Origin of the sequence: Novosphingobium resinovorum (assembly GCF_027922145.1) — a bacterium.
GTDB classification, from domain to species: domain Bacteria; phylum Pseudomonadota; class Alphaproteobacteria; order Sphingomonadales; family Sphingomonadaceae; genus Novosphingobium; species Novosphingobium resinovorum.
This window is the reverse complement of record NZ_BSFC01000030.1, coordinates 168,264-184,964: the sequence shown is the minus strand read 5'-3', so window position 1 is coordinate 184,964 and position 16,701 is coordinate 168,264. Positions and strand designations below refer to the sequence as shown.

The following is a 16,701-nucleotide window of genomic DNA, read 5'->3' as shown; positions in this document are numbered from 1 at the left end:
GGACGAGCATGACTGCCGGCATCGAAAAGGCCCTGACGGGTATCGAAGGCTTCGACGACATCACCATGGGCGGCCTGCCGCGCGGACGCCCCACCCTCGTATGTGGCTCGGCAGGCTGCGGCAAGACGCTGTTCGCCTCGACGTTCCTCGTCAACGGCGCGCGGGAAGGCGAGCCGGGCGTGTTCGTGACCTTCGAGGAGCGCCCGAGGGACATCGTCGATAACGTCGCCTCGCTTGGCTTCGGGCTCGACAGCCTCGTCGAAAAGGGCCTCGTCGCCATCGAGCACATCGCCGTCGAACCTTCCGAACTGGCCGAAGTGGGCGACTACGACCTGGAGGGCCTGTTCCTGCGCCTCGAACTCGCCATCGACGAGGTCGGCGCCAAACGCATTGTCCTGGACACGATCGAGAGCCTGTTCTCGGCCTTCCAGAATCCCGCGATCCTGCGCGCGGAAATCCGCCGCCTGTTCGACTGGCTAAAGGGAAAGGGCCTGACCGCCGTGATCACCGGCGAGCGCGGCGACGGCTCGCTCACGCGGCAGGGGCTTGAGGAATACGTCTCCGACTGCGTGATCCTGCTCGACCACCGCGTCCACAACCAGATCTCGACGCGCCGGATGCGCATCGTAAAGTATCGCGGCACCGCCCACGGCACCAACGAATACCCTTTCCTGATCGGCGAGGAAGGCTTCAGCGTCCTGCCGGTCAGTTCGCTCGGCCTTGCGCACAAGGTCTTCGAGGAACGGGTGTCAAGCGGCATCGCCGACCTCGATCAGATGCTGACGGGCGGCGGTTTTCATCGCGCCAGCAGCATCCTCGTCTCAGGCGTGGCCGGGTCGGGCAAGAGCTCCATGGCGATGTGCTTCGTCGATGCCGCATGCCGCCGGGGCGAACGGGCGATGATCTTCTCGTTCGAGGAATCGGCCGGGCAGATCGTGCGCAACATGCGCTCGATCGGCCTCGACATCGCGCCATGGATCGAAGGAGACCTGCTGCGCTGCGTATCGGCGCGGCCGACCTTCTACAGTCTCGAGATGCACCTTGCGATCATGATCCGCGAGATCGCGCGCTTCCGTCCCTCGCTGGTGGTGCTCGACCCGATCTCCGCCTTCATGGACAGCGGCGAGACACTCGAAGTCCAGTCTATGCTGCTGCGGATGGTGGACTACCTCAAGTCCAACGGCATCACCGCCGTCTTCACCCACCTCGCCCACGACCAGGCGCTGGCTCAGACCGATGCCGGCCTGTCCTCGCTGATGGATGCCTGGCTGCTGCTGCTCAACCGCGAGGTGAACGGCGAGTTCAACCGCGAGCTTTATCTGCTGAAGGCGCGCGGCATGGCGCACTCCAATCAGGTGCGCGAATTCGTCATGAGCGACGACGGTATCAGCCTGGTCGAACCCTATCTGGGCGAGAATGGGGCGCTGACCGGCTCGGCCCGGCGGTTTGCCGAGGCGCAGGCCCGCCGCAACGAGGTAGACCGACGAACTACCGTCACCGCCCTGCAGCAGAAGGTCGAGCAGCGTCGTCGCAAGGCCGAAGTGGAAATCGCCGCGCTCCAGGCCGACGTCGCAGCGGAGGAGGCGGAATTGCTCCGGCTGATACAGGCGGAAACGGATTTCCGCGATCAGGCCGCGTCCGATCTGGCGGAACTTGCGACCGGCCGAAGCGCTTTTAGGGGATGATCATGGACAGGTCTACCGAACTCACCCTCTACGTCGCCGGGCAGACCCCCAAGTCAGTCGCCGCGATCCGCAATCTCGAGCGGATCTGCAAGGAATACCTCGATTCCAGCTATGCGGTCAAAGTCATCGATCTGAAGGAAAACCCGCGGCTCGCGCGGGAGCACAACATCGTCGCCATCCCCACTCTGGTAAGGCAACTGCCGGTGCCGATCCAGAAGATCATCGGCGACCTGTCGGACACCGAGAAAGTGCTGGTCCACCTCCAGCTGGGTGACGCCGCGTGACGACCGGGCCGGGGCTCGACGCGCTCTCGATAGAGGAGCTGAGACACCGCCTCCACGACGCGGAGGAAACCCTGCGCGCGATCCGCGAAGGTGACGCCGACGCAGTCGTCGTGCGCAGCGCCGACGAGGACACCGTATTCGCCCTAGCCGGGGGAGAAGACAGCTATCGCGCGATGATGGAGGCGATGGATATCGGCGCCGTCGCGCTCGACGACCAGGAGCGCTTGCTCTACGCCAACGCAGCCTTCTGCGCCCTGATCGGCTGCGGCGCGGCGGACCTGCAGCGTGAAGGGCTGTTCGCCCGGCTGGACGCCCGCACGGCGGATACGGTGCGCGGAACGATCGTCCAGGCGCGCGACGGTCGGCATCAGACACAGTTCGTCCAGACCCACGACGGTGCCGACCGGCACCTAATGGTCACGGCCGCCCCGCTTCCCCTTGCATTCGGGATCGGCTCCGCGCTGACCTTCAGCGACGTGACGGTCCGAGTCGAGGCCGCCGTCGCCGAGGAGTCCGAGCGCATTGCGCAAGCCGTCATCGCCTCCGCCAACGAGGCCGTGGTCGTCTGTGATCGCTCAGGGCGGATCATCAACGCCAACGCCGCCGCCTGCGCCGTCATGCCCGGAGAGCTCGCCGGCCGCCCCTTCGAGCAGGCCATGCCGCTGATCTTCCCGAACGGCAGCGCCGCCACCCGCACCGAGGACCTGATCGCCATGGCGGGCGCGGGCAAGGCGGTGAAGGGGCTCGAAGCTTTCGCGCCCTTCGCCAGTCCGCCCAAGGACCTGCTGGTCAGCGTTGCCCCCTTGCGCCTGACGGGAGAGGCGCCGGGCGGCAGCGTGATCACCCTGATCGACCTGTCCGAGCGCAAGGCCATAGAAAAACGCCAGACCCTGCTGATGCATGAGCTGGACCACCGGGTGAAGAACACGCTTACGATGGTTCTGTCGATCTGTAGCCGTACTCTGTCGGGTTCTGACGGGCTAGACGACTTCCGAGTGCGCTTCACCCGCCGCATTCAGGCGCTCGCCGCCACGCACAACCTGCTCGCCGACGCCTCATGGACGGGCATAGACCTGTCGGCGATGATCCGCAGCGAACTGGCGCCCTATCTATCGTCCTCCGGACCTCGCATGGAGATCGGTGAACTCGATCGGTCGGTCGGCCCGGACGTTGCCATCGCATTCGGCCTTGTCGTGCATGAACTGACGACCAATGCGGTCAAGTACGGCGCGTTGTCGGCAGAAAGCGGCTGCGTAACCGTCACCGGACGACAGCTGGAACGCGATCTTTACGAAGTGGCCTGGACGGAAAGCGGTGGCCCGCATGTGAAAATGCCCAGGCGCCACGGCTTCGGCCAGACCCTCATCACCCGCAGCCTGGCACGCGGCGACGGCACCGGGGCCACCGTCGATTTCGCACCCGGCGGTGTAGTCTGCCGCATGATCCTGCCCATCGAAGGCCGAGCGTGAGCAACGAACCCGAGAGGCCCAGCCACGAGGAACTGCTGGAGCGGCAGGCGTTCCAGCTGCGTCTCCTCGACGCGATGCGGCGCAGCGACGACGCCGAGGACATCCTGGCGGCCGCCGCGCAACTGCTGGGTGAGCACCTGGCAGCCGGGCGATGCGGCTTCGCGACGATCAGCGAAGACGGTACGAGGGCCTACCTCGACGCGGACTGGTCGTCCAGCCTGCCCAGCCTGCCCAGCCTTGCCGGCGAGACCCGCGTGCTCGACAGCTTCGGTCCGGAGATCATCGCGGAACTGCGACTCGGCCGCACTCTGGCGGTTTCCGACAGCGACATCGACCCACGCACCAGAGCCTTCGCGGAAGGCTGGCGTACCATCGGCTCGCGCGCACTCTTGGTCTGCCCGATCTTCCGCGAAGGCAGGCTCGACAGCGTCCTCTACGTCCACGACACGAGCCCGCGCGTCTGGACCGGGCGCGAGAGCCTGCAAGTGGAAGACGTAGCCCTGCGGACGCGCGATGCGGTGGATCGCGCCCGCAGCGAAGTGGCACTGCGTGCCAGCGAACTGCGCTATCGCTCCCTTTTCAATTCCATCGATGCCGGCTTCTGCGTCGTTGAGGTAGTCTTCGACGATGACGGCAAGGCCAGTGACTATCGCTTCATCGAGGTCAACGATTCCTTCGAGGCCTATACCGGGATTGCCGAGGCCCCGGGTCGCTGGATGCGCGAGATCGCGCCGGCCCATGAGCAACACTGGTTCGACCTCTACGGGCGCGTCGCGAAGACCGGGATTTCCGAAAGGATCGAACTCCCCGCCCGCCAGCTGGCCGACCGCTGGTACGCCGTACAAGCCTATCGCGTCGACGATCCGGCGCGGCATCATGTCGCCGTCCTGTTTACCGACCTGACCGTCCGCCGCCGTACCGAACGCGCACTGGAACGCAGCCGCGAGGAGTTGGAGCTGGCCGTCCGCGCGGCCGAGCTGGGCCGCTTCGACTACCGACCCCGCGAGGGCACGTTGACGTGGGACGACCGGTGCCGCGAATTGTTCGGCCTTTCTCCCGGGGTAAGCGTCAGTTACGAAACCGCGTTCCTGGCCGGTCTCCACCCCGAAGACCGTGACCGCGCGGATCGCGCCGTCGCGGCATCACTCGATCCCGATGGCTCGCATCACTTCGAGGTCGAATACCGGACGATCGGCATCGAGGATGGCGAACTGCGCCACATCAGCGCCCATGGTCTGGCCTTCTTCGACGGGCGTGCGCCCGTCCGGCTCATTGGCACGGTGCAGGACGTCACCAGTGACCGCGAGGCCAATGCCGCCCTGCGCGAAACCGGCGAGCGCCTGCGGCTTGCCGGGCGGGCCACCAACGACGCGGTATGGGACTGGGACCTGCGCGACGACCTCGTCACCTGGAACGAGGCACTCACCCATGCCTACGGCCATGCTCCGGAGACGGTAGCCCCGACAGGCGAATGGTGGCTGGCGCAAATCCACCCGGACGACGCCACCCGCATCCACGACAGCATCTTCCAGGTCATAGGCGGTCAGGACACCGACTGGAGCGACGAGTACCGCTTCCGCCGTGCAGATGGCAGCTACGCCGACGTTCTCGACCGCGGTTACGTCATCCGCGACGAAGCCGGGCGGCCGCAGCGCATGGTCGGCGCCATGCAGGACGTATCGGCCCGCAAGGCCGTGGAACGCCAGCTCGAGGAAGAGCGCCGCCGCCTCTACGACGAAGTGGTCGAGACGGCCGCCGAACGCGACCGCGCCGAGGAGGCCCTGCGCCAGTCGCAAAAAATGGAGGCGGTCGGACAGCTTACAGGCGGCCTCGCGCACGATTTCAACAACCTGCTGGCCGGGATTTCGGGCGCGCTGGAGATGATGCAGACGCGCATCGCCCAGGGCCGCACCGGCGAACTCGAGAAATATTCGACAGCAGCGCAAGGCGCGGTGCGCCGCGCAGCGGCGCTGACCCATCGCCTGCTGGCCTTTTCCCGCCGCCAGACGCTTGCTCCGACGCCCACGAACGTCGATAAGCTCGTGGCCGGGATAGAGGACATGGTAAGGCGCACGGTTGGGCCCCATGTGGAAGTGCAGACATCCTCTCACGGTGGGCTGTGGTCCACTCTGGTCGATCCCAATCAACTCGAGAATGCGCTGCTCAACTTGTGCATCAATGCCCGAGACGCCATGCCCGACGGTGGCCTCATCCGGATTTCGAGCGCCAATGTCGCGCTGTCGGCGCAACAGGCGCGCGAGCACGACCTGCAACCCGGCGAATATGTCGAGCTCAGCGTGGCCGACACGGGCACAGGCATGGCCAGGGAGGTGGTCGCACGCGCCTTCGATCCGTTCTTCACCACCAAGCCGATCGGTGAGGGCACCGGGCTCGGCCTGTCGATGATCTACGGTTTCGCACGTCAGTCCGGAGGACAGATAGACATAGAAACCGAACCGGGCTGCGGCACCACCATGCGCCTATACCTGCCGCGCCACGCAACGCTCGAGGCATCCGCGATCATGGCGCCGGTTCTTGAAGGTGAACCAGCGGCCGAGCAGCCCCGGCGCGTCGGCCGGGTACTGGTGGTGGACGACGAACCGACAGTGCGGATGCTCGTGGTCGAGGTCGTAGAGGAACTGGGCTATCGGGTGCTGGAGGCACAAGATGGACCAAGCGCAATGCGCGTGATCGACAGCGGACAGCCGATCGACCTTCTGGTCACGGACGTGGGCTTGCCCGGTGGCATGAACGGGCGACAGATAGCCGATGCCGCGCTGACCCGCCTGCCCTCGCTCAAAGTGCTGTTCATAACGGGCTATGCGGAGCAGGCGGTGATGGGCAGCGGCCAGTTGGCAAAGAACATGGCGATCATGACCAAGCCATTTGCGATGGATGCGTTGGCCGATCGCATCCGTGAAATCGCCGACCAGCCTTGATCGAAGGATCACCTTGTAGAGTCATAATTATCATATGAAACGTTCTTGTTCGGCTGGACGTACAGATTACCATAGCATTGCGGCAATGGCCCGGTTGGAAGGACAAGGACGGCTTCGTGGCAGGGTCTTCGCATCTCATCGTCGATGAACCGGTAGTTCAGCTCGGCCGGAACCTTACCTTCGGCTTGCTCGACAGCATCGGCCGCGCGATCGTCACCGGGCAGTTTGGCAGTGCTGTCTTCCCAACTGAAGCGGAGCTCGCCAAGCAACATGGGGTCAGTCGGTCGGTCACGCGCGAAGCGGTGAAAATGTTGACCGCGAAAGGTTTGCTCAGCGCGCGACCGCGCCAGGGTACGATTGTCCAACCGACATCGTCTTGGAACCTGTTCGATGCCGACGTGCTCCGCTGGATGCTGGAGCGACAGCTTTCGATCGACCTGCTGCGCCAGTTCAACGAGTTGCGGGTGGCGGTGGAGCCTGAAGCGGCTTCTCTCGCCGCGCGTGTCGCCGGAGAAGACGACATCCGCCGCATTGACGAGGGCCTGTGCCGCATGCAGGCGGCTGAATGCGGCTTCGACGATCCGCTGGAAGCCGACATCGCCTTTCACGTTGCGGTGCTAAGGGCTTCGAAAAATCCCTTTTACATCCAGCTTCGTGAAGTGGTCAGCACCGCGCTGCGCACGTCGATCCGCTTCACCAACCGCATCAAGGGTCGTACCGCTGACGTTGCCGAGCACGCAAAGGTACGCGACGCCATCGCGTCGCGCGATCCCGACGTCGCCCGCATCGCCATGCGCACGATTATCGGTGACGTACTCGTGCTGATCGAGGATCGCATCCCCTCAATCGAATGAGCAAGCACGCAATAACGTACATGATCGCAAACATCGTTATGGCCTGCGCTCGTCGTGGCTTATGCGTGTGTGCCGCCAGGAACAGACGCTGATCGCTATCCAGACCGCGTTTCATGTAGTGCTGCAAAAAGCGGACCTGCCCCCTTTTGCCACGTGGCACGCACGTGGACCACGGCCGTCGCGTAAGCTTGCGCAAAGCTGTACGCCCGCTTCATCGGTTTGATAGCCGCACGTTGAAGCAACGGCAATATCTGCCCTTTTCCAGCGCCGGACACATTCTTCGCGACCGATCAATAGTTTTTATTATTCTTATAATTCAACTGATTATCATACAGGAGTATCGCCGAGTATCTGCACGCGATAGCCGGAACGCACTTGCGGGAAGTAGTCCCAGGTCGCCGAGTGCTGCGTGCAGCGGTTGTCCCAGAACGCGATCGAATGCTGCGCCCATGAGAAGCGGCACTGGAACAGCGGGTGCTTCACATGGTCGAACAGGTAGGCCAGCAGCGCGTCGCTTTCGGCGCGCGGCAGGCCCTCGATATAGGTCGTGTAGCCCTTGTTGACGTAGATGGCCTTGCGCCCCGAAGTCGGATGCGTCCGGATCACCGGATGGCTGCTGCGCGGCAGCTTCATCCCCTCGGGCGTGATGCCGCCGAAGCCGACCACCGCATCATGCACCGCCGTCAGCCCCTCCAGATGCGCCTTCATCCGGTCGGACAAGGCATCGTACGCCGCGTACATGTTCGAGAACGCGGTATCCCCTCCTACCGGCGGCACCGTGTGCAGGTAGAGCACCGAGCCCAGCGGCGGTTCTGCGTCACAGCTCATATCCGAATGCCAGTCCTCGCCTGCGACGAAGGTGGAATCCCCGTCGGCGTGCATGATCGTGATCTCGGGATGGCCCGGCTCCTGCCAGGGTTTCGTGCTCGGCGCGATATGGATGCCGCCGAAATAGTTGGCAAAGCGCTTGTGCGCCGCGTGGTCGATCGGCTGGTCGCGGAAGAAGATCACCAGCCGGTCCTCCAGCGCGCGGTGCAGTTCCTCCACCTCGATATTGGAGAGCGGCTGCGTGAGGTCCACGCCCGATACCACCCCGCCCATACCGGGCGTGAGCGGGGTTACCGTGATCGCCGAATATTCCACCTTGTTCGTCCCTTCCTGCATCAGATGATCGGCCATTCACTGACCAACGGCAACCCCGATCGGCTGAGCAGGGCCTGCGCCATCGCCTGCCCCTCGGCCCACAGCGCATCCTCGTCGATGAGGGTGCAGCGATGGTCCTGCACCACACGCACGCCATCGACCCAGACCGAATGGACACCCCGCCCGTCGGCTGAGGCGACCAGTTGCTCGACCGGATTGTTGAGCGGCACCCATTCCGGACGCCGGATGTCATGGGCGACGATGTCCGCCTTCATGCCCTGTGCGAGAGCCCCGATGCTGTCCGACAGCCCGAGTACTGTCGCGCCGTGCAGCGTCGCCATCTCCAGCGCAGCGTGGGCGGGGAACAGCGAGCGGTCTTCACGCGCATCGCGGAACAGCGAGGCCATCAGCGCCATGACGCGCATCATGTCGTGGTTGTCCGCCCCGTCGGTGCCGAGCGCGATCGTGACGCCCGCCGCCGCCAGTTCGGGGAACAGCCCGCGCCGCGTCACGCCATAGCCGCCCCGCAGGGCGGCGTCGGGGCAGTGCGTAACACGGGTTCCGCTCGCCGCGACCAGTTCCGCCTCGCGCGCATCGATGTGGACCATGTGGACGAGGTTGAGATGCGGCCCGAGCACGCCCAGATCGGCCAGATGCTCGACCGCGCGCTTCCCGGTCGCGGCAAGATACCATTCGGAATCGCCCGCGACCGGGCTCATGTGCGCCGAAACGCCGGTTCCGGTTCGCCGGGCGAGTTCCGTCACCTGCCGCCACAAGCTGTCGGTCGCGGTCATATGCCCGATGAGGTTGGGCCAGGCGGCAATGCGGCGACCGTCCTGCGGATAAGCTTCGATGTCGCGCTCCAGCGCCGCGAAGGCATCGCGGGTGAGCGCATCGGCGTCGGCAGCGGGATCCCATGCGCGGTCCTCGGTCCAGCGGCCGACACGGCCCCGGATACCCGTACCGGCGATCGCGGCCATGACTTCGTCGAAGGCGATGACCGTTCCGGCCTCCAGGAAGGTCGTCGTCCCGGTGCGCAGCATCGCCGCGACGGCAAGCCTAGCCGCCACCGCCTGCTCGGCGGGGGAATGGTCCTTGTAGAGCGGGATCACCCACCGGCCGAGCGTCTCGTCGAACGGCAGATCGCCGGGGACGAAGCCCCGGATGAGCGTCTCCGTGACGTGGACATGGGCATTGACGAAGCCCGGCGTCAGCAGGAACCCGGAACCGTCCACGACTTCGAGCGCGGCGATCCCGGCAAGGTCGGCGGCCTTGCCCACCGCCACGATGGTGTCCCCCGAAAAGGCCACCGCGCCGTCGCGGATGACGCGGCGCCCGGCATCCATCGTGATGACCGTCGCGCCGGTAATGATGGTGTCTGCCTGCATGCGTCCCCGCCGTGGTGATGGCTGCGACTATAGCTCAGACACCGGGCGGCACTTGAGCGAGCGCGGCAGTTTTGTTGATCGGCCGGGTTATGGAAGCGTCGAAGTCTGCCGCAATCCTTCGCCGAGTGCGAGTGCCGCCGATGTCGCGAGGTTCATTGAGCGGACCTGCGGACGCATCGGAATGCGTACGCGGGCCTGGCACGCCTCGGCTACGAATTCGGGCACACCTGCGCTTTCCTTGCCGAACAGCAGCACGTCGTCCGGCCAGAAGCTGAATTCGTAAGCGGATTCGCTGCTCTTCGTCGTGAACAACACCAACCTGCTGGTCCCGACGGTACTCTTGAATGCCGCGAAATCGGCATGCCGCGTCACGCTGACGTGATCGATATAGTCCATCGCCGTCCGGCGGACCCGGCGATCGTCCCACGCGAAGCCCATCGGCTCGATGAGGTCCACCCCGGCGCCGAAACAGGCACACAGCCGCAAGACGGCGCCGACGTTTCCGGCGATTTCCGGTTCGAAGAGAGCAATGCGCATCGTGGCTAATAGGCACCGGGATACGGACCACGCAAGCCCGGCAGCGCAGGATTGCAATTCAATCCCGCGCCGTACCAAATCGACTGGACGGCCGACAGCGGCCCATGCCTGCCGGCCGATCTGCTCAATTAGGTCCGGTCAGCGCCAGGCGAAGCCCAGCGCTTTCTGGATGGCGACGTAATCGCCCGTCAGGGCGGCGCGCGCGGAGACGAGGTCCTGCTCGGCACGATTGAGGTCGTTGCGAGCGCTGAGCGCGGCTACCTTGGTCGTCGTTCCCGCCTTATAGCGGCTCTGCGCCAGCCGTTCGGTCAGCGCCGCCTTGTCCCGCACGCGCGCTAGCGAGGCGACGGTCACGCGGGCCTCGCGGAACCGTGCAAGGGCGTCTTCCGCATCCTGCAGGGCCGACAGGACGGCGCCGTCGTAGCGGGCCTCCGCTTCGTCACGGGTCGCCCTGGCCTGTCCGACTTTCGCCTTGGTGCGGCCGAAATCGAGGAAACTCCAGCTCAGCTGCGGCGCTCCGACCGCCACGAAGTCGTCGAGATTGCCCAGATCGCTGATCTTGGTGCCGCCGATGCCGATGAGGCCCATGAACGACAGACGCGGGAAGCGCGCCGCCTCCGCCTGGCCGATTTTCGCGGTATCGGCGGCCAGCGTACGCTCGGCAGCGCGAATATCGGGACGGTGCGCAAGCAGCACCGAAGGGTCCCCCACCGGCACCAAGGCGGGGGGTAAGGGTATCTCACCGCCCCCGGACAGGTCCGCATCGACCGCACCGGGCTGCTGACCGGTCAGCACCGCCAGCGCATTGAAATAGGCGTCCCGCTCGGCCGCCAGAGGGGAGATCCGTGCCCGCGTCGCATCCAGTTGGCTCTCGGCCTGCGCGACGTCCGCCGCTGTCGCCGTGCCGCGATCGAAGCGCTGGCGGGTGAGCGCCAGCATGTCCTGCTGCATCGCCACCGACTGCTCGCCCAGCGCAATGCGCTGCTGGCGATCGCGCAAGTTCAGGTAGCTCTGCGCAACGTTGGCGGAGATGCTGACCTGCACGTCGGCAAGGCTCGCCTCGGTGCCTTCCATCTGTGCGCGCGCGGCTTCGACCGCGCGGCGCTGGCCGCCGAAAAGGTCGATCTCCCAGCTCGCGTCGAAGCCGACATTGTAGAGGTTGAGGTCGCTGCTGGAACTGCCGCTTTCCTCTCCGCTGTCACTCGATCCAAGGTTCGCCCCGGGAATGTGCGCATGGGCATAGAGCGCCGAGGCGCTCGCCTTGGGTGCGCTGTTCGCGCGCTGCTCGCCCAGCGCCGCGCGGGCCTGCCGCAACCGGGCTTCGGCAGCTCGAATGTCGGTGTTGTCCGCGAGCGCGCGGGTGATCAGGGCGTCGAGGTGCGGATCGCCGAGGGTCTTCCACCAGTCGGCGACCGGCGGCGCACTGGTCGTGCCCGCATCGGCGCGCACGAAGCCTCCAGCGGCATCCGATGCCGTCTTGGGCGGCCCGGCATAGTCGGGGCCGACGGTGCAACCGGCCAGCAAGCCGGTGGCGAGGGAAAGCAGCAGAATCTGGGAACGCATGGTCTTCCTCAATGTCCGGACGCCAGCGGCGCATTCTTGGGCAGCGGGCGCAGGAAAAGCACGAGCGGGATCACGAACACGATCCCCACCGACATGATCCAGAACATGTCGCTGTACGTCATCGTCAGCGCCTGAGTCTGGATCGTCGCCGCGATCGAGCGCAAGGCGCCGCTCCCCTGCCCGGCGACGTAGTTCTGGACCGCCAGCGAGTTGGCGTTGAGGCTCTCCTCGAGCCTGCGGCTATGCAGCCAGAGCCGCTGGTCCTGGATGATTGCGATCCCGGCGAGAGCGAACGAGCCGCCCAGGTTGCGCGCGGAATTGTAGAGCCCCGAGGCGTCGCCCGCCTGCTCCGGCGGCACCGATCGGATCGCCGCCTGATTCAGGAACATCATGCAGAACACGGTGCCCATGCCGCGCAGCAGCTGGGAATCGGTGAAATCCGAACTATCGGACGTGGCAGTCAGCCCGGTCTCCAGCCACGCGCTGAGCGCAAGGATACACAGCCCGAGGCAGACGGAAATGCGGATGTCCACGTTGCGCAACAGCAATGGCGTGATCGGCATCATCAGCATCACCGGAATGCCCGAGAGCATCACCACCTGCCCCGCCTGCAGCGAATTGTACCCGGCGATGGTCGCAAGGAACTGCGGGATCGCATAGGACGTGCCGTAAATCACCATGCCGACCACGGTGACCATGGCGACGACGCTGCCGAACTGCCGGTTGAGCAGGAGGCTCAGCCGGATGACAGGTTTGCGCGCAATGACCTGCCCCAGCCCCAGCAAGGCGAAGCCCAGCAGCGAGATCAGCGTCAGTGTGATGATCAGCGAGGATTCGAACCACTGTTCGCGCTCACCCTCTTCCAGCACCACCGTCAGCGCGCCCAGCCCCAGCGCAAGGCCGAGGATGCCGAGCCAGTCCGCCTCGCGGATCAGGTGCAGCTTGGCCGGCTGGTGCGGGATCGCGAGGAGCAGCAGCGTCACCAGCGCGATGCCGACCGGCAGGTTGAGGAAGAAGGCGTAGTGCCAGCTCACGTTCTCGGTCAGCCAGCCGCCGAGCACCGGGCCGACCACCGGCCCCAGCAGCGCGGTCGCGCCGAACAGGGCGTTGCCTACCGGTTGCTGCGCGCGAGGCAATCGTGTCGCCACGATCGTCATCGCCGTCGGGATCAGCGCACCGCCGGTGAAGCCCTGTCCGATGCGGCCGGCGATCATCATCGGCAGCGTCGTCGAAAGACCGCAGGCGATCGAGAACAGGGTGAACAGGATCGAGGCGACCAGCAGCAGCGTGCGCAGGCCGAGCAGCCGCTCGAGCCAGCCGGAGAGGGGAATGACGATGATCTCCGCCACCAGATAAGCCGTCGCGATCCACGTGCCCTCGGTGCCGCTGGCGCCGATTTCGCCCTGGATCGTCGGCAGCGAACTGTTGACGATCGACACGTCGAGCGTCGCCATGAGCGCACCGAGCGTGCCCGCCGCCACGGCCAGCCAAGCCGCCGCATCAGCGCGCTTTTCAGGTTGAGGCGCGGAAACCGCGTCGTTCACTGCTTGGCGTCCCGGCGCGCCTCTTCCTGAGCGGCGATGCTGCGCTGCGCGCCCTTGGCCGAGATCGTGTCAACGGTGACGACCACCGACAGGCCCGGCACCAGCACGCGCCGCGCTTCGGTGCCCGCGTCGATGGCGATGCGCACCGGCACGCGCTGGACGATCTTGGTGAAGTTGCCCGTGGCATTCTGCGGCGGCAACAGCGAGAACTGCGCACCCGTACCCGGCGAGATGCTTTCGACGTGTCCGGCGATCTTCGTGCCGTCCAGCGCGTCGATCTCGATCGTCGCGGGCTGGCCCGGACGCATCAGGCCGATCTGGGTTTCCTTGAAATTGGCGGTGACGTAGAGCTTGGACAGCGGCACCACCGACATCAGCCGCGTCCCCGCCTGCACGAACTGCCCGGCCCGCACCGTGCGGTCGCCGATCCGGCCGGCAACGCTGCTCTTCAGCACGGTCGAGCCGACGTTGACGTGCGCGGCGGCCAGCTGCGCGCGCGCCGCCTCGCCCTGCGCGTCGGCCTGACGAACCTGCGCATTGAGCGAAGCGATCCGGCGCTCGGCCGAAAGCAGCGTGGCGCGCTGTGCATCCGCGACGGCGCGGGCTTTCACCGCCTGATTGCGCAGGCTGGACAGGCGCTCGGCGGTCTCCGCTCCGCTGGCGGCGAGCGGCGCGTAGCGGGCCGCCTCTCCGGCGGCGAAGCGCGCGTCCTGCTCGGCCGAGGCAAGCTGCGCGCGCGCCTGCGCGATGGCCGCTTCCTGCTCGCCGATCGTGGCGCGCACATTGTCGGCATTGGCCTTGGCGACGTCGATCTGGGCCTGATACTGCTGCGCCTGCGCATCGTAGTCACGCGGGTCGATGCGGACGAGTGGCTGGCCCACCTTCACATCCTGGTTGTCACCGACGAGGACCTGCTCGACATAGCCGGAAATCTTGGGAGAGATCGTGACGGCGTCAGCCTGGATATAGGCGTCGTTGGTGTCCTGTTCGAACTTGCCGTACATCTGGTACTGGGCGAGCCAGATGCCGCCTGCGACCAGCACCAGAACGCCTGCCGCCAGCAGGCCCCGGCGCACACCCGGACGCTTGAGCGGCGGCACGCGCTCCTGCCCCTGATTCGCAGCAGACTGTCCCTGCGATTCGCTCAAATCCGTTGCCATCAATCGAAATCCATACCGTTATTGCTGCATCGCAGCGGCGATTGCGCTCGCACTTGCACCTAAGCGCGATGTATGGCAACACCATTTTATATGGTCCCACACTATTTCTCGTCATGAGCATCGAGCACGAAATCCTCGAAGAGATGCGCGATCTGCACCAGCGGATGCATCGCCTGTTCAACGATCGCGTGCGCGAGCGGGGCACGTCCCTTGCGCAGCTCAAGCTGCTGATGCTGCTGGATCGGGCCGGGCCAATCCGCTCGACCGATATAGCCGACACCCTCAATCAGGCGCCGCGCACGGTGACCGAGGCTGTGGATGCGCTGGAACGCGATGGCCTGGCGATGCGCACGCCCGATCCGAACGATCGCCGCGCGAAGCGGATCAGCCTGACGCCGGCCGGGGCGGTGGTGGTGCAGGAAGTCGCGCCTTACCGGGATGCGTTCGCCGCCGAGTTCTTCGAGACTCTTCCGGCAACGGACATGGCAGAGTTCCTGCGCATCCTGAAAACGCTGAACGACCGGATCATCGAGATGGGCGCGCCAGTCGGCCTGATCCCGGGTGCGGCCTCAGGTCAGTAAGGCGACCGTCAGAGCCGCGATCGTGCCGGTGCACATCACCGCAATGCACAAGATGCGGAATTCGCAGGCGCAAAATACGGATTCCAAACCGTCCATAGCCTCTCTCCATGCCGCCTCATTCTTGAGTGCGTCACTGAGAGTACCATGGGCGGCGATTGCTCGCCAGCGCTGGGTGAGCGATCAGCCACGCATCGCGGCGGCGTTGGCCTACGCCTGTGCGGCGCTCTTGCGCGCGAAGAGGCCGAAGCCCGCGATGACCGCATAGCATAGCGCCGGAAGCACCAGCGCCACGCCGAGATTGCCCCCGGCCGCGTCGGCGATCGCGCCGGTCGCCAGCGGCACGATCGCACCGCCGCAGATCGCGACGTTGATGATGCCCGACCCGTCCGCCGCACGCATGCCCAGCTTGTCGCAGGCGAGGCTGAAGATGGTCGGGAACATGATCGAGTTCATCAGACCCACAGCCAGCAGGGCATAGCCCGAGACATGGCCGCTGGACGTCACCGAAAGAGCGATCAGCGCTATCGCCGCGCAGGCATTGAAAGCCAGCACGATGCCGGGGTTCAGCACGCGCAGCACCGCCGAACCGATGAAGCGGCCGACCATCGCTCCGCCCCAGTAGAGGCCGATCAGCTTGCCCGCCGACTGCTCGGGCAGCGCCATCACATGGTCCTGCATCAGATAGCTGACGATGAGCGAGCCTATCGACACTTCCGCCCCGACATACAGGAAGATGCATAGCGCGCCGTAGCCGAAGCGCGGACGCTTCAGCAGATCGAAGCCCGCGAAACCGTCGGTGTCCCCGTGCTTCTCGACCGGGAGACGATTGCGGAACGTCCACACGGCTCCCGCGACGATCGCCAGGGCAACCGCGATGCCCAGATAGCCGTGCACGATCGCGGCGCTTTCCGCGCGGCGATAGGCGTCGAGCGCCTCTCCGGTCAGGTCATGGGCGGACACCTTGGCCAGACTGCCGAGGATCAGCACCGACCCCGCGATCGGGAAGATCGTGGTCCCCAGCGAGTTGAACGCCTGCGCGAACGTCAGGCGCGAACTGGTGGTTTCCGGCTTGCCGAGCAGGCTGATCAGCGGGTTCGCCACCACCTGCACGATCACGACCCCCGCCGCGAGCACGAAGTACGCGGCCAGGAACAGCCAGTAGCTCGCGGTCTGCGAGGCCGGGATGAACGCCAGGCAGCCCGCGATCATGATCACCAGACCGGCGGCCGCGCCGCGCATGTAGCCGACCTTACGCACCAGCATCGCGCCCGGAATGCCGATCACCGCATAAGCCGTGAAGAAGCAGAACTGCACCAGCATCGCCTGCGTGTAGCTGAGCGTGAACAGTTCCTTGAGCTTGGGGATGATCACGTCGTTCAGGCTGGTGATGCCGCCGAAGATGAAGAACAGCGCCATCACGAAATAGCGCAGCTCGGCCGCATCGACGTGGCCTCCGGGCACTTCCTCGGCGAATTGCGGATCACTGCTGGTGGACGGCGCCATCGCCATGACTGGGGATTCCTTGTGCTGCGTGTCGGGAGCGGTCGTAGATCA

13 protein-coding genes are annotated in these 16,701 nt (G+C 65.7%); 6 read left to right on the top strand and 7 right to left on the bottom strand.

Going from position 1 to position 16,701, the window contains the following annotated elements; genetic code table 11:
* Positions 1-8: 8 nt before the first annotated feature.
* From kaiC to PKE80_RS18815, 5 genes are all read left to right on the top strand, one after another.
* Entirely contained in the window at positions 9-1,685 is a 1,677-nt protein-coding gene (gene kaiC, locus PKE80_RS18835; protein ID WP_271183812.1) for a circadian clock protein KaiC, read from the top strand.
* A gap of 2 nt (positions 1,686-1,687) precedes the next feature.
* Entirely contained in the window at positions 1,688-1,969 is a 282-nt protein-coding gene (locus tag PKE80_RS18830; RefSeq protein ID WP_271183811.1) for a circadian clock KaiB family protein, read from the top strand.
* The gene (locus PKE80_RS18825) at positions 1,966-3,438 is read left to right on the top strand and encodes a sensor histidine kinase (RefSeq protein WP_271183810.1); all 1,473 of its coding nucleotides are present in this window, start codon (positions 1,966-1,968) and stop codon (positions 3,436-3,438) included. The genes PKE80_RS18830 and PKE80_RS18825 overlap by 4 nt, the downstream gene beginning before the upstream one ends.
* The gene (locus PKE80_RS18820) at positions 3,435-6,377 is read left to right on the top strand and encodes a PAS domain-containing protein (protein WP_271183809.1); all 2,943 of its coding nucleotides are present in this window, start codon (positions 3,435-3,437) and stop codon (positions 6,375-6,377) included. The genes PKE80_RS18825 and PKE80_RS18820 overlap by 4 nt, the downstream gene beginning before the upstream one ends.
* Before the next feature lie 116 nt (positions 6,378-6,493).
* Positions 6,494-7,231 carry a FadR/GntR family transcriptional regulator gene (locus PKE80_RS18815; protein ID WP_271183808.1) on the top strand — a complete coding sequence of 246 codons (738 nt, stop codon included), beginning with the start codon at positions 6,494-6,496 and terminating at the stop codon, positions 7,229-7,231.
* 327 nt (positions 7,232-7,558) lie between these two features.
* Here PKE80_RS18815 and PKE80_RS18810 read toward each other — a convergent pair whose 3' ends face one another.
* The 6 genes from PKE80_RS18810 to PKE80_RS18785 all read right to left on the bottom strand — a co-directional run bounded on the left by PKE80_RS18810 (position 7,559) and on the right by PKE80_RS18785 (position 14,566).
* Entirely contained in the window at positions 7,559-8,410 is an 852-nt protein-coding gene (locus tag PKE80_RS18810; protein ID WP_271183807.1) for a TauD/TfdA dioxygenase family protein, read from the bottom strand.
* Positions 8,395-9,762, bottom strand: coding sequence for an amidohydrolase family protein (locus tag PKE80_RS18805; protein ID WP_271183806.1), 1,368 nt, complete (start codon positions 9,760-9,762; stop codon positions 8,395-8,397). Before PKE80_RS18805 ends, PKE80_RS18810 begins: the two co-directional genes overlap by 16 nt.
* Positions 9,763-9,849: 87 nt before the next feature.
* Entirely contained in the window at positions 9,850-10,299 is a 450-nt protein-coding gene (locus tag PKE80_RS18800; protein WP_271183805.1) for a tRNA (cytidine(34)-2'-O)-methyltransferase, read from the bottom strand.
* 138 nt (positions 10,300-10,437) lie between these two features.
* Entirely contained in the window at positions 10,438-11,862 is a 1,425-nt protein-coding gene (locus PKE80_RS18795) for an efflux transporter outer membrane subunit (protein ID WP_271183804.1), read from the bottom strand.
* Between the two features lie 8 nt (positions 11,863-11,870).
* Entirely contained in the window at positions 11,871-13,406 is a 1,536-nt protein-coding gene (locus PKE80_RS18790; RefSeq protein WP_271183803.1) for an MDR family MFS transporter, read from the bottom strand.
* On the bottom strand, positions 13,403-14,566 hold the full coding sequence (locus tag PKE80_RS18785; RefSeq protein ID WP_271183802.1) for an HlyD family secretion protein: 1,164 nt from the start codon (positions 14,564-14,566) through the stop codon (positions 13,403-13,405). The genes PKE80_RS18790 and PKE80_RS18785 overlap by 4 nt, the downstream gene beginning before the upstream one ends.
* On the opposite strand from PKE80_RS18785, the gene PKE80_RS18780 reads away from it, so the two are divergent.
* A complete protein-coding gene (locus tag PKE80_RS18780; protein ID WP_271183801.1) occupies positions 14,560-15,147 on the top strand; it encodes a MarR family winged helix-turn-helix transcriptional regulator in 588 nt (195 codons plus the stop codon). The two genes, PKE80_RS18785 and PKE80_RS18780, sit on opposite strands and share 7 nt — an antisense overlap.
* 207 nt (positions 15,148-15,354) lie before the next feature.
* Here PKE80_RS18780 and PKE80_RS18775 read toward each other — a convergent pair whose 3' ends face one another.
* The gene (locus PKE80_RS18775) at positions 15,355-16,656 is read right to left on the bottom strand and encodes a sugar MFS transporter (RefSeq protein ID WP_271183800.1); all 1,302 of its coding nucleotides are present in this window, start codon (positions 16,654-16,656) and stop codon (positions 15,355-15,357) included.
* Positions 16,657-16,701: the final 45 nt, after the last annotated feature.